This is a genomic window from Corynebacterium sp. Marseille-P8863 (genome assembly GCF_946902955.1).
GTDB classification, from domain to species: domain Bacteria; phylum Actinomycetota; class Actinomycetes; order Mycobacteriales; family Mycobacteriaceae; genus Corynebacterium; species Corynebacterium gottingense.
Map to the genome: position 1 here is coordinate 21,261 of NZ_CAMPQC010000024.1, position 12,557 is coordinate 33,817.

The following is a 12,557-nucleotide window of genomic DNA, read 5'->3' on the forward strand; positions in this document are numbered from 1 at the left end:
CCATGTCTGAGACCACCAACTTCAACGAGCTGAAGTCCCTCCTGGATTGGGTCAACCAGTCCGGCGACATCGAAGAGCTGAGCATCAAGTACGGAGACATCGAGCTCGCCCTTTCCAAGACCCCCGGCGGGCTGAGCCACCTCAAGGCTGCCCCTGCTCCGGCGCCGGCAGCGCCCGAGGCTGTACCGGCTGCACCGGCTGCACCCGCCGTGGAGGAAACGCCCGCACCGAAGGCTCCGGAACCCGCTCCGACACCGGCTGCGTCCGAGGCCCCGGCCGACGGCGTCGAGATCACCGCGCCGATGGTGGGCACCTACTACGCGGCTCCGAAGCCTGGCGCTGACCCGTTTGTGAAGGTTGGCGACGAGGTTGAGGTCGGCCAGGTGCTGTGCATCGTCGAGGTGATGAAGCTGATGAACAACATCGAGGCGAAGGTCGCCGGCACCGTCAAGCAGATCCTTGTGGAGAACGAGGAGGCTGTCGAGCACGGCCAGACCATCATGATCATCGAGCCCAAGTAAGCACACCCACAACCCCTAGAAAGGTGAGGAGTCCCAATGTCTGAGTTGTTGGGGAGCGTACTCATTGCCAACCGCGGTGAGATCGCACTTCGCATCATCCGTGCCTGCAAGGAGCTCGGTATCAAGAGCGTCTTGGCATATTCCGAGGGCGACCGCGACTCGCTTCCTGTGAAGGAAGCGGACAAGGCCGTGTGTATCGGCCCGGCGAACGCCGCCAAGAGCTACAACAGCCCGGAGCTCGTCGTCTCCGCCGCAATGGCCTACAAAGTTGACGCGATCCACCCCGGCTACGGCTTCCTCTCCGAGAAGGCCGACTTTGTCAAGATGGTCGAGGACGAGGAGATCGGCTTCGTCGGCCCGTCGTCCGAGCACATCCGCCGGATGGGCGACAAGATTGAGGCGAAGCGTATCGCGCAGAGCGCGGGCGTGCCGACGGTACCCGGCTCCGACGGCGTCGTGACCGAGTTCGACGAAGCGCTCGAGGTGGCCAAGCAGACCGGCTTCCCGCTGCTGATCAAGGCGGCGGCCGGCGGCGGTGGCCGAGGCATGCGCGTGGTGGAGTCTGAGGACACGCTGGAGAAAGACCTCAACGAGATCATGAACGAGGCCCAGTCCGCGTTCAACGACTCGTCGGTCTACATCGAGCGCTTCCTCACGGACATCCGCCACATCGAGATTCAGGTGCTTGCGGACGGAGAGAACGCGATTGCGCTCGGCGAGCGCGACTGCACCTCGCAGCGCCGAAACCAGAAGCTCATCGAGGAGGCCCCGTCGCCCGCGATCGACGACGAGCTCCGCGCCGGCCTCCAGGAAGCCGCGATCAACCTCTGCAAGGAGGTCGGCTACAAGAACGCCGGAACGGTGGAGTTCGTGTTCGACAACATCGAGCGCAAGTACTACTTCATCGAGATGAACACCCGCATCCAGGTGGAGCACCCGGTCACCGAGATGATCACCGGCGTCGACCTCATCCAGGAGCAGCTGCGCATCGCCTCCGGGCAGAAGCTGCGCCTGACCCAGGACGATGTGCAGATCCGCGGACACGCCATCGAGTGCCGCATCAACGCGGAGGACCCGAATGAGAACTTCGCGCCGCGCCCGGGCAAGATCGAGAACTACCGAGCGCCGGGCGGGTTCGGGGTGCGCATGGACACGCACATCGAGTCCGGGTACACCATCCCGCCGTTCTACGACTCGATGGTGGGCAAGCTCATCTGCTGGGCGGAGGACCGCGACGCAGCGATCGAGCGCACTCTGCGCGCCCTCGACGAGCTGACCGTCGACGGCGTTGTCACCACCGGCCCGTTCCAGGCCTACCTGCTCAACAGCGAGCAGTTCCGCAGCGGTGACATCAACACCGGCTACGTGGCGAAGGTCCTCGAGTCGGTCAACGAGATCCCCACTGAGGAGTAACACCCCGCAGCACCTGTAAGGAGGACACAGAATGTTGGTCGTCGTGGCCATGATGGTCGGGGCGATCGTCCCCGTGCAAACCGCGATTAATACTCGGCTTCGGCAAAGCGTAGGATCGCCGATCGGCGCAACATTCCTCTCGTTCATCCTTGCAGTTGCCGCGTCCTGCGTCATCGCGCTTTTCGCCACACGCACCCTGGTCCCGGACCTGGCGCTCGTCGCGTCTGAGCCGTGGTGGGTGTGGCTCGGTGGCTTTATGGGCGTGATGTTCATCGCCGGCAACATCGTGCTCTTTCCGGAGCTCGGCGCCGTCCAAACCACCATCCTTCCCATCCTGGGGCAAGTGCTCATGGGGCTGCTTATCGACGCCACCGGGCTCTTCCGCTACCCCCAAACCCCCGTCGGACCACTCAGGCTCCTGGGCGCGCTGCTCGTGCTTTTCGGCATCGCGATGGTCCTGGAGATCGGGCGCGGAGTCCCGCTGCGCGGCACCGCCCGGGGGCTCCGCGCCTGGTTGCTGCGCGGCTTCGGCGTCCTCATGGGCATGGGCTCTGCGACCCAAACCGCGGTCAACGGCTACCTGGGCAAGGCGCTGCACAGCCCGATCCAGGCCGGGCAGATCTCGCTCGCCGTCGGCCTCATCCTGCTTTTCGCCATGGTCCTCCTGATTCCCGCGCCTCGTCGCGCCGTAGCTTCAGGCGTCGCCCCGGGGCCGTGGTGGATGTGGCTCGGGGGAGTGCTGGGCGCCCTCTTTGTCTTTGGCGGCGCGAGTTTGTCGCCTCTCTTGGGCGCCGGCACTACCGTCATCGGCTCGCTGGTTGGCATGATCATCTGTGGTCAGGTGCTCGAGTCGCTCGGCATTGGGGGAGGCACAAAGGGGTTGCCGTCGCCATTCCGGCTCACCGGCTTGGCGGTCGTGCTCGTCGGCGTAGCAATGGTTCGACTGCTCTAAAGATTCCCCCGAACGCACCGGCGACATCCCGTCCGTCAAGCTCACATGCAGTGTTTATTTGTATCTCGGGTAATTCACTGTCACGCGAGAGGGATTCTTCTGCGAAAAATCTTGTTGCTGCGGCGCTCGCCGCCACAATGTCCCCGGCGCCGCCCGCAGACGCTGCATCGAACACGATGGAACGGTCTGGCTCTGTGTGTCGTATCCCTTTGAGCGGGGACGTGAAGGTCAAAAGCGGGCGTTGGGACCGCTCCAACGTCAAATGGGTAAAGGATTTCGAGATCTTGACCGAGGAAAACGTGGGTGTTATTCGTACATCTGCTGATCTGGGTCAGGCCTTTGGCTCCTCGGAAGCAGAGATAATTGCCGGGGCCAACAATGCAGAGGCAATCCAAGCCTGCAAGGACGGCAAGGAGCTCCAGCAGTTCCTGTAGCTGAAGAACGGCTCGCCGCCTAGAACCTGAGAAAACTGCGCATTGCGCAGTTTTCTCAGGTTTGTTTATGGGGTCTGTCGCCAGCGCTCGAGCGTGAGCGTGGGGGAGAGCGAGCGTGACACGCAGGTGGTGAATGCGCCCTTCTCGTGGCGCTCTTCGGTGAACACGCTGTCGCGGTGGTCGGGGATGCCGTCGATCACTCGCATCACGCAGGTGCCGCACGTGCCTTCCGCGCACTGGGACAGGATGGGCACGTCCTCGTCCTCGAAGACGTCGAGGACGGATTCTCCCTCGGGGATGTGGTAGGTCTCGCCGTTGAAAATGACGTCGAAAGCGCCGTCGGCGTCGTGGTTCCCGGCGAGCGTTTCCTTGGTGGGGCGGTAGGTCTCGAAGTGGATGTTGTCCTGGGGGAGTGAGGCCAACGCAGTTTCGATAACGCCGTCCATGAAGCCGTGGGGTCCACAGACATACAAGTGCGTGTCCTCCGCAGGAACCGCTGAAGCCGCGAGTGCTTCCTCGATGTAGCCGGCCTGCTTGTCGCGCTCGACCGAAGCGAAGATGCTCTTGGTCTGGCCGTGCAGATAGGTGTCGATGAGGTGGCGCATCAGCGCGCGTTCCTCGCTTGAAGCGAAATACAGCACCGAGTAGTCGGCGTGTTGGATCTGGAGTTCTCGTGCCAGCGAGAAGATTGGGGCGATGCCCACCCCGGCACCGACGAGCACAGACCGCTTCGCGTCTTTGGCCAGGGGGAAATTGTTGCGGGGTGGGCGGATGCGGAGGGGGTCGCCGACCTCGATGCGGTGGATTGCCGCAGAGCCGCCCTTGGAACCGGCTTCGCGCTTGACCTCAATGCCGTAGGCGCCCTCCTTGTCACCCAGGTAGTGGGTGGGGAAGAGGGAGAATTGGCGCACAAGTTCCTCGCCATCGGGGGTGCGGAGGAGGAAGTCGGCGTGGCAGCCCGGCTCGTAGCCGGGAAGTGGGGCGCCGTCCTGCGTTTCAAACGTGATGAGCGCGATGCCGTGTGCCCGCTCGACACCGGTGACGGTGAGTTCGATGATGTCTCCGCTACCGCGTCGTTCCGTCTTCGTGGCGCGCCGGGATTCCAGTGCGGCTTCTCGGTCGGCTGCGTTTGGGTCTGCTTTCTTCTTTTTTCCTCCAAAAAACGCTGTAAATCTGCCGATGCCAGTGTCGTTTCCCATGGTGGACTCCGTCGAAAAGCGAATAGAAAATGTGTAATCCAAAAAGGGCGCCAAATTGGTTGCCGGGCCCGTTCTGTAATGGATAGTATAAAACCACGCAAAAAGTGACCGGCAATACACCACTGCATGACTATCGGATAGGTAACATGCGCGGGTGGAAGGCGGTTACTATCACTCTATTTGCGGCAAGCGAACCAACCCAGCCGCCCGTGAGGGGCGGCGCAAAAGTGCAGAGAAACGGGATGACGATGACTGCCAGCACAGATGTCCGCGAGGAGCATCAGTATCAAAATCCGGTGCGCCCGGAGATTCTCCCCATGTCGGACAATCCTTACGAGGACTTCCGCTACTTCTACCGCGACGGGATGCCGCTGCGGCCGGCGCCGAAGCGTCGCGTGAAGCGCCCCGGCTGGTCGAAGCTGCGCCACAACCTCTTTGACCGGTGGCACACGGTGGCCGACACCTGGGAGGGCTACGACAGTTTCCAGACCAAGCTGCTGGATGACCACATGTGGCAGACCGACGAGACCGGCTCGAAGCTGGCCGAGGCGTTCAAGCGCGATGGCGCCGAGAAGTCCCGCGCGGACTTCGAGCAGGCGCTCAACAGCGGAATCGACACGGTGGCCGACCCGTCGCCGGAGCTCGTGGAGTTCTTCGCCGAGGTAGACAACATCCCGGAGTGGATCGACCTTGAGGCCGCGGAGCGTGGCCGCATCGCCTACTACAACGTGACGCCGTCGGCAGAGCTGCTCTCCATCGGATTCGCCTACTGGGCCACCACGATGGAGGACCGCACTTCCGCGGCGACGGGCGAGACAGCGATGTTTGAGATCGAGTCCTTCACTCGCATCATCGAGACGGTGAAGTTCTTCGTTGACCTGGGCAAGAAGGGCGTGTTCGACCGCTACAGCGACGGCCTCAAAGCAGCGGTGCGCGTGCGCCTGCTGCACGCGCAGGCAAACCGAGGCCTGGAAAAGCTGTGGGGTCCCGAGCACTACAACGAGTTCGGTCGCCCGATCGGCTCCTCCTTCCTCGTCTCCGGCGAAGGCTGGTTCGCCCTCATGCCGATCGGGGTTGACGAGTTCTTCGGGCGCCCACACACGGGCGAGGAGTGGGACGACGTCGCCATGTACTGGGCGTGGGTCCTGCACCTCATGGGCGCCGAGGAGCGTCTGATCCCGAAGACGGGCGACGAGATGCGCAAGATGACCGACTTCATCTACGCCAACGGCGGCTACTCCTCCGATTACCACGTGCGCGTCGCCACCGCGCTCATGGGCATTCTGGAAGACCTTGATCCGAAGATGCCGGGGCAGGTGCTCGGCGCGCTGTCGCTGATCATCGGCGACGAGGACACGAAGTTCATGGTCAAGGGGTCGCGCTTCGAAGGGACCCCGTACCTGCACTGGAAGATCGCATTCCTGCTCAAGGCGAAGTCCGAGGCGGTCATCTACCGCCTGCTGGACAAGCTGCCGGGTGCGCAGGCCAAGAAGGCCAAGAAGGCCGGAGAGGGCAAGCCGCCGTGGTCTGACGTTTTCCAGCAGATCGAGGACTACGTGGCCGAGAAGGCCCCGGACGTCAAGGCCGAGTACAAGCTGCACGACACATCCAAGGAAGGCCTGCGCTAACCCCGCGCTGCCACCCCCAACTACAAGGAGACCCATCATGACCCAGACTTTTACTGAGAACCCGCTCGCGCAGGACCACTACGACCGCTCCGAGTGGCCGTCGGCGCGCGGCGACCGTGACGCTTTCGCTGCAAAGTTCGGCGAAGCCCGCGCGCAGCGCTTTGAGCAGGCGTTTTGGGCGAGCGATCCCATTGCGGATGCGCTGTTTACCAGCGGCCACAAGAGCAAGGAGATCATGCCGAACCTGCGCGAGGCACTCGCGCGCGGCGAGGCGACCGATTCCACGCTGCCCGAGGTCAAGGCGCTTATCGACGACATGAACGCGGCCCTCGACGGCGTCGACTGGGAGCGCCTCGAGCGCGGACAGCAGGCGGCGCTGGCGATCCCGGTGCTTGCGCAGAACCTGTCGCTCGGGCCGGGCGCGCTGATCCACACCTACATCACCCCGTCGATTGCAAACGTCCTGGTGAACACCGGCGAGCTCACGGAGGGCGCCGTGCACCGCCTGGCGTACACCACCAACTGGATCTACTCCGTCTACCTGAAGGACGGGCTGAAGCCGGGCAACGTCAGCTTCGTCCACACCGGCATGGTGCGCGCCATGCACGCCCACGTCCGCCGGGTGCAGGGCCAGCTGGGGCTGGACTACGCGGAGTGGGGCCGCCCGATCAGCGAGTTCGACATGCTCCGCACCTGGTTCGACTTCACCTACATCGCGTTTACGTATCTGCGGAACCTGGGTTACAGGCTGACGGTGGAGGAGGAGCAGGACCTGTTCTACCTGTGGAAAGTCGTGGGCATCATGCTCGGCATTCCGACCGACCTGCTGGACAATGAGACGGACATCGACGCCTCCCAGGCAACGATCGACGCGATCCACGCCGTCGACGGCGAGCCGAACGATGCGTCCCGCGCCCTCATCGACGCGCTCTTTAACGGCTTCCGCACCAACGTCAAGGCCATGCTGCCGTTCCCGGACGAGTCCATCGATGACTGGATGTACACCGCGACCCGACTCATGCACGGCGATGAGATTGCGGACCAGTTCAACGTCCCGCAGCCCGTTTCCCGCCCGTTCGTCGAGCTCGACCTGCCGCTGGTGCAGCAACGATTCGACCTGCTGCGCGCGAACCCCGAAGCGCTGGAGAAGGAAGTTGCGCAGAACCACCAGGCGCTTCTCGACGCCCTCACGCAGGAAACCTCCTACATGTCCCAGGACGAAGGCGTGAAAATGAGCGACGGGGCTTACAGGCCCGGCGCGTAGTGGTAGAGTTCACAAACAGCACGAGAAAGTAATCTACGAGAGGAAAATAGGACACGATGTCTAACCCGTACCGCGTACAGAACCCGATGACCAACGAGGTCGTCGAGACGTTCGATCACCCCACGGACGAGCAGGTGCAGGAGATCCTGGCCAAGTCCGACGAGGCGTTCCAGTCCTGGCGTCACACGTCGTACGAGGAGCGTGCGGCGATCGTCGGCAAGGCTGCGCAGCTGCTCAAGGAACGGAAGAACGAGCTGGCCAAGATCATGGCTGAGGAGATGGGCAAGTCGGTGCCGGAAGGCGAGTGGGAGGCCGACTTCTCCGGCGACATCCTGCAGTTCTACGCCGACCACGCGGCCGAGCACTGCGCTGACCAAAAAGTCGACGTCCCGGGCGGCAAGGCAGTAGTCCGCCGCCTCCCGCTGGGCATCCTGCTTGGCATCATGCCGTGGAACTTCCCGATCTACCAGGTGGCTCGCTTCGCCGGCCCGAACCTGATGAACGGTAACTGCATCCTGCTCAAGCACGCAGAGATCACCCCGAAGTCCGCCGCGGCGTTTGAGGCGATCCTCAAGGAGGCGGGCCTGCCGGACGGCGTGTTTACCAACGTGTACGCCTCCCACGACCAGATCGAGACCATCATCGCGGACCCGCGCGTCCAGGGTGTTTCCCTGACTGGTTCCGAGCGTGCCGGCGCGAAGGTCGCGGAGACCGCGGGCAAGAACCTGAAGAAGGTCGTCCTGGAGCTTGGCGGTACCGACCCGTACGTCATCCTGGACTCCGCCGACATCAAGACTGCCGCGCAGGATGCGTGGGCGAAGCGCGTGCAGAACGCGGGCCAGGTGTGTACCTCCAACAAGCGCATCATCGTCATGGAGGACATCTACGACGAGTTCGTCGACGAGATGGTGAAGATCGCAGAGTCTTACAAGAAGGGCGACCCGTCCAACCCGGGCGAGAACGAGTACTACCCGATGTCCTCCCGCAACGCCGCGGAGCTGCTGGACGACCAGGTCAAGCGCGCCGTCAAGGCGGGTGCGACGCTGCGCACCGGCGGCGAGCTGGACGACACCACCGCGTACTACTCCCCGGCAGTGCTCACCGACCTCCCGGTCGGCTCTGATGAGTACTACGAGGAGTTCTTCGGCCCGGTCGCTGAGATCTACAAGGTCTCGTCCGAGGAGGAAGCGGTGGCGCTGGCCAACAACTCCCGCCAGGGCCTGGGTGGCGCAGTGTTCTCCGAGGACACCGACCGTGCGATCAAGGTCGCGGACCAGATCGACACTGGCATGATCCACGTCAACCTCGGGCAGTACTTTTCCGCCGTGCTGCCGTTCGGTGGCGTGAAGCGCTCCGGCTTCGGCCGCGAGCTGTCCGTGTTCGCGCTCGATGAGTTCGTGAACAAGCAGTACCTCTACGTGAACGACTAACAAGTTCACAGACTCGCGCGTTGTCGCTCGCAGGCGGCGCGCGGGGCGAGGGTGAAGCCCCAGATTGCGCAGCGCAAGCGCGGTCTGGGGCTTCACCTGTCACACCGGTAACAGGTAAAGTCGGTCCGGTGATCAAATTCTCCAACGTCACCAAGGTTTACCCCACGTCGACCCGGCCTGCGCTGGACGACGTGTCGTTCACGATCGGAGACGGGGACTTCGTCTTCCTCATCGGCCCGTCCGGCTCCGGTAAATCCACCTTCCTGCAGCTGATGATCCGGGAGGAGAACGTCTCTTCCGGAGACATCTATTTCAACGACTTCCACGTCAACGAGCTGCGCGGCAAAGAGGTGAACAAGCTGCGCCAGTCCATCGGCTACGTCTTCCAGGACTTCCGGCTGCTGCCCAAGCTCAGCGTGTACGACAACGTCGCGTTCGCGCTGGAGGTGATTGGCAAATCGAAGGAGCGCATCAAAAAGCTGGTGCCGGAGGCGCTCGAGCTAGTCGGTTTGGATGCCAAGGCGAACCGCATGCCGCACGAGCTGTCTGGCGGTGAGCAGCAGCGTGTGGCGATTGCGCGCGCTTTCGTCGATAAGCCTGCGCTCATGCTTGCCGACGAGCCCACGGGCAACCTCGACCCTGCGACCGCCGATGGGATCCTGGCGCTGCTCTCGCGCATCAACCGGATGGGGACCACCGTGGTGATGTCCACGCACAACGCCCGCGCGGTGAACGACATGCGCAAGCGCGTGATGGAACTCGATTTGGGCCGACTCGTGCGCGACGACGAGCACGGCGTGTACGGAAACGTGAGGGGATAGCTGTGAACTGGAATTTCATTTTCCGCGAAGGATTCCGCGGGCTGGGGCGCAACGTCACCATGACCATTGCCCTGATCATCACGACCGCCTTGTCGCTGGTGCTCGTCGGGGCGGGCATCTTGATTTCGCAGGCGACGAGCGAGACGAAGGACCTGTACCTGGACCGCGTCGAGGTCATGGTGGAGCTGGACGAGGACATCTCCGCGAACGACAAGGACTGCTCGTCCGACGCCTGCAAGGAGGTGCGCGACGCGCTGCAGGGGGACAGCGGGGTAGAGCAAGTGACGTTCCGCTCCCGCGAGCAGTCGTACGAGCGGTTCAAGGAGCTGTTTGAGGAGTCCGAGCCGGACCTGGTGCGCGAGACGACCCCGGACGCGCTGCCGGCGGCGCTGCACGTGCGCCTGGCGGATCCGGCGGATACCTCACCGATTGAGAAGATCTCGTCGATGCCGCAGGTGACCGTCGTGACGGACCAGGCGGACACGGTGCGCGAGGCGGCCGGCACGATGGATACGTTCCGTAACGTGACCTTCACCGTTGCCGCGGCGCAGGCGCTGGCGGCGATCTTCCTCATTGTGAATTTGGTGCAGCTCGCCGCGTTCAACCGCCGCGACCAGATCGGCATCATGCGCATGGTCGGCGCGTCCCGCTGGTTCACGCAGGCGCCGTTCGTGCTGGAGGCGCTGATTTCCGTGTTCGTGGGCGCGGTGCTGGCAACGATTCTCACGTGGGTGGCAAAGCGCTCGATCGTCGATCCGATGCTGGGCGACCTGTACTCGTCGTCGCTGATCGCGCGCGTGCCGGACTCCGCCGTGTGGACCGTCATGCCGCTCGTGGGGCTCGGCGCCATGGTCGTCGGCGCGGTGGCGGCGCAGGTGGCACTTCGTTCTTACGTGCGTAAGTAGTACACTTGTTGCTCCTATGGCCAAGAAGAGTAAAAAGAAGAAGCTGAGCAACACCGGTGTCCTCGCGACCAACCGGAAAGCTCGGCATGACTACACCATCTTGGACACCTGGGAGACTGGCATCGTGCTCTACGGCACGGAAATCAAGGCCTTGCGCGAGGGCAAGGTCTCGCTGGTCGAGGCCTTCGCCACCATTGATAACGGCGAGGTCTGGCTACGCAATATGCACATCCCCGAATACTCGCGCGGCCACTGGACCAACCACCCGCCGCGCCGCACCCGCAAGCTGCTGCTGCACCGCCGCGAGATCGACTCGCTGGAGGGCAAGATTCGCGACGGCAACCGCACCCTCATCCCGCTGTCCCTGTACCTCAAGGACGGCCGCGCGAAGCTGGAGCTCGGCCTGGGACAGGGCAAGCAGGACTACGATAAGCGTCGCGCGATTAAGCGTCGCACCGAGGATCGCGAGATCGCCCGCGACCTGGGCCGCAAGTTCAAGGGGATCAAGGCTTAGCCTCTTCACGCTACGGTGGTGCCCATGAAGACTGCACTGATTACCGGCTCGTCCCGCGGCATCGGCCGTGCGATCGCCGAGGAGCTTGGCAAGGACCACCACATCATCGCGGGCGCGTCGCGCGACGCCTCCGAGGTAGTCCGCGCGCTGCCAAGCGCAGAACCCTTTGAGGTGGACCTTACCGATACCGAGGCGCTCATTCGCGCCGCCCGCGCCATCGAGCAAGTCGACGTGCTCGTCCACGCGGCCGGCGTGCTGCACAAGGCCCCCTTCGCCGAGCTCACCGAGGCGCAGTGGCGGGAGTCCATGGAGGTCAATGTCCACGCGCCCATCACCCTCACCAGGGAATTGCTGCCCGCTTTACGACGCTCACGTGGACTCCTCCTCACCATCAACTCAGGCGCCGGCTTCTTCGGTGTTCCCGAAAACTCCGCGTACTGCGCGTCAAAGTTCGCGCTCCGCGGCTTCACCGACGCGCTGCGCCTGGAAGAAGCCGGCGCCATCCGCGTCACCTCCTTGCACCCCGGGCGAACGAACACGGACATGATCGCAGCTCCGCAGCACGGTGATGCCCCGAAGATGGCGGCGACCTCGGTGGCCAAGGCCGCGCGCCTCGCCGTCGACGCCGGCCCCGATGCGGTGGTGGACTTCCTCCGGATCACGCCGACCGGCCTGGAATAGGCGCCGGGTGCTTGCAGTTGAAGAGGGGGAGAGGTAGAGTTACTTCTCCTACGGTTCCCGTAGTTGACAAGGGGTCGATTCAGGTTTCGACTTCATCGACTTAGCCAGGGGAAGCGTGCCGGTGCAGGCTGGAGACCACCGTAAGCGTCGCAGCAACCAATAAACGCAGAGAAGAACTCTCAGCGTGACTTCGCCCTCGCTGCCTAAGAGCTAGCGACCGCGAGTCTGTCAGGCCGGGGACGTCCCCGACCCGGTACCTGGCATCGACTTAGGGGACTCGCCTCCCGGGCTTGTGAGTGGGCCTTTGGGAGGGACACTTCACACTTACTGGGCTCATCATCCGGACATGTCCGCCTGATCCGGAGGGCCGAGCAGAGGTAGCGCGCGGACTGCGCACGGAGAAGCCCTGGCGCGGTGATGAAGGACCCGGGTTCAATTCCCGGCGGCTCCACCGAGTGCGAACGCCCGCTGGTCTGCAATGGCCAGCGGGCGTTTCTTTTTGCCAGTTCACCTAAAGTTTTCAATTCGAGATATTCCTGCGCGCGCCACGTGAGGGATCACCGCTGAAGAATCAACCGCTAGAAGTTTCGCGTTAACGCAAGCATTGGGTTGCTAAAAACCTGTTGTGTGCTGGGGGTTTGCGTGTTTGTGTTGTTCGTGGTTAAGTGTTTCCTCGTTGCCGAGAGCGAGTGAGTCGCTCGGAGGGAACGAGATAATTTCACAGTGTTGCGGGCTTGGTTGCTTGAGTTTGGTTGAGGTTTTCCTCGATTTTGACTTTTGTTTACCTTGTGTGTA

The 12,557-nt window shown here is 63.2% G+C and carries 13 protein-coding genes and 1 other RNA gene; 12 read left to right on the plus strand and 2 right to left on the minus strand.

All coding sequences use genetic code 11. The features are described 5' to 3' along the window. Nucleotides 1-2: 2 nt before the first annotated feature. The 4 genes from accB to OVO38_RS12005 all read left to right on the plus strand — a co-directional run bounded on the left by accB (nt 3) and on the right by OVO38_RS12005 (nt 3,320). On the plus strand, nt 3-521 hold the full coding sequence (gene accB, locus OVO38_RS11990) for an acetyl-CoA carboxylase biotin carboxyl carrier protein (protein ID WP_095548571.1): 519 nt from the start codon (nt 3-5) through the stop codon (nt 519-521). A 45-nt stretch (nt 522-566) separates the two neighbouring features. Continuing rightward, nucleotides 567-1,934, plus strand: a complete 1,368-nt coding sequence (gene accC, locus OVO38_RS11995; RefSeq protein WP_415528541.1) for an acetyl-CoA carboxylase biotin carboxylase subunit — start codon at nt 567-569, stop codon at nt 1,932-1,934. Between the two features lie 31 nt (nt 1,935-1,965). After that, nucleotides 1,966-2,886 (plus strand): DMT family transporter, encoded by a 921-nt coding sequence (locus tag OVO38_RS12000; protein ID WP_267208630.1) that lies wholly within the window; start codon nt 1,966-1,968, stop codon nt 2,884-2,886. A gap of 221 nt (nt 2,887-3,107) precedes the next feature. Then, on the plus strand, nt 3,108-3,320 hold the full coding sequence (locus tag OVO38_RS12005; RefSeq protein WP_267208631.1) for a hypothetical protein: 213 nt from the start codon (nt 3,108-3,110) through the stop codon (nt 3,318-3,320). Nucleotides 3,321-3,385: 65 nt separating this feature from the next. Here OVO38_RS12005 and OVO38_RS12010 read toward each other — a convergent pair whose 3' ends face one another. Beyond that, entirely contained in the window at nt 3,386-4,519 is a 1,134-nt protein-coding gene (locus tag OVO38_RS12010; protein WP_267208632.1) for a PDR/VanB family oxidoreductase, read from the minus strand. A 248-nt stretch (nt 4,520-4,767) separates the two neighbouring features. Between OVO38_RS12010 and OVO38_RS12015 the strand changes: the two genes are divergently transcribed. The 8 genes from OVO38_RS12015 (at nt 4,768) to ssrA (ending at nt 12,216) form a co-directional block, all read left to right on the plus strand. Continuing rightward, complete coding sequence (locus tag OVO38_RS12015; protein ID WP_240510616.1) at nt 4,768-6,147, plus strand: oxygenase MpaB family protein; 1,380 nt, start codon at nt 4,768-4,770, stop codon at nt 6,145-6,147. Between the two features lie 37 nt (nt 6,148-6,184). Continuing rightward, entirely contained in the window at nt 6,185-7,411 is a 1,227-nt protein-coding gene (locus OVO38_RS12020) for an oxygenase MpaB family protein (protein WP_267208634.1), read from the plus strand. A 56-nt stretch (nt 7,412-7,467) separates the two neighbouring features. Beyond that, nucleotides 7,468-8,841 (plus strand): NAD-dependent succinate-semialdehyde dehydrogenase, encoded by a 1,374-nt coding sequence (locus OVO38_RS12025; RefSeq protein WP_267208635.1) that lies wholly within the window; start codon nt 7,468-7,470, stop codon nt 8,839-8,841. A 128-nt stretch (nt 8,842-8,969) separates the two neighbouring features. Then, complete coding sequence (gene ftsE, locus OVO38_RS12030) at nt 8,970-9,662, plus strand: cell division ATP-binding protein FtsE (RefSeq protein WP_095278949.1); 693 nt, start codon at nt 8,970-8,972, stop codon at nt 9,660-9,662. 2 nt (nt 9,663-9,664) lie between these two features. After that, nucleotides 9,665-10,567 (plus strand): permease-like cell division protein FtsX, encoded by a 903-nt coding sequence (gene ftsX / locus OVO38_RS12035; protein WP_267208637.1) that lies wholly within the window; start codon nt 9,665-9,667, stop codon nt 10,565-10,567. 16 nt (nt 10,568-10,583) lie between these two features. Then, nucleotides 10,584-11,081, plus strand: coding sequence for an SsrA-binding protein SmpB (smpB, locus tag OVO38_RS12040; RefSeq protein WP_095536353.1), 498 nt, complete (start codon nt 10,584-10,586; stop codon nt 11,079-11,081). A gap of 24 nt (nt 11,082-11,105) precedes the next feature. Further along, nucleotides 11,106-11,762 carry an SDR family oxidoreductase gene (locus tag OVO38_RS12045; RefSeq protein ID WP_267208639.1) on the plus strand — a complete coding sequence of 219 codons (657 nt, stop codon included), beginning with the start codon at nt 11,106-11,108 and terminating at the stop codon, nt 11,760-11,762. Nucleotides 11,763-11,832: 70 nt separating this feature from the next. Beyond that, nucleotides 11,833-12,216, plus strand: a transfer-messenger RNA (tmRNA) gene (gene ssrA, locus OVO38_RS12050). Between the two features lie 158 nt (nt 12,217-12,374). Here the strand turns inward: ssrA and OVO38_RS12055 are convergent. Beyond that, on the minus strand, nt 12,375-12,557 hold a 183-nt coding region (locus OVO38_RS12055), incomplete at its 5' end, for a hypothetical protein (RefSeq protein ID WP_267208640.1).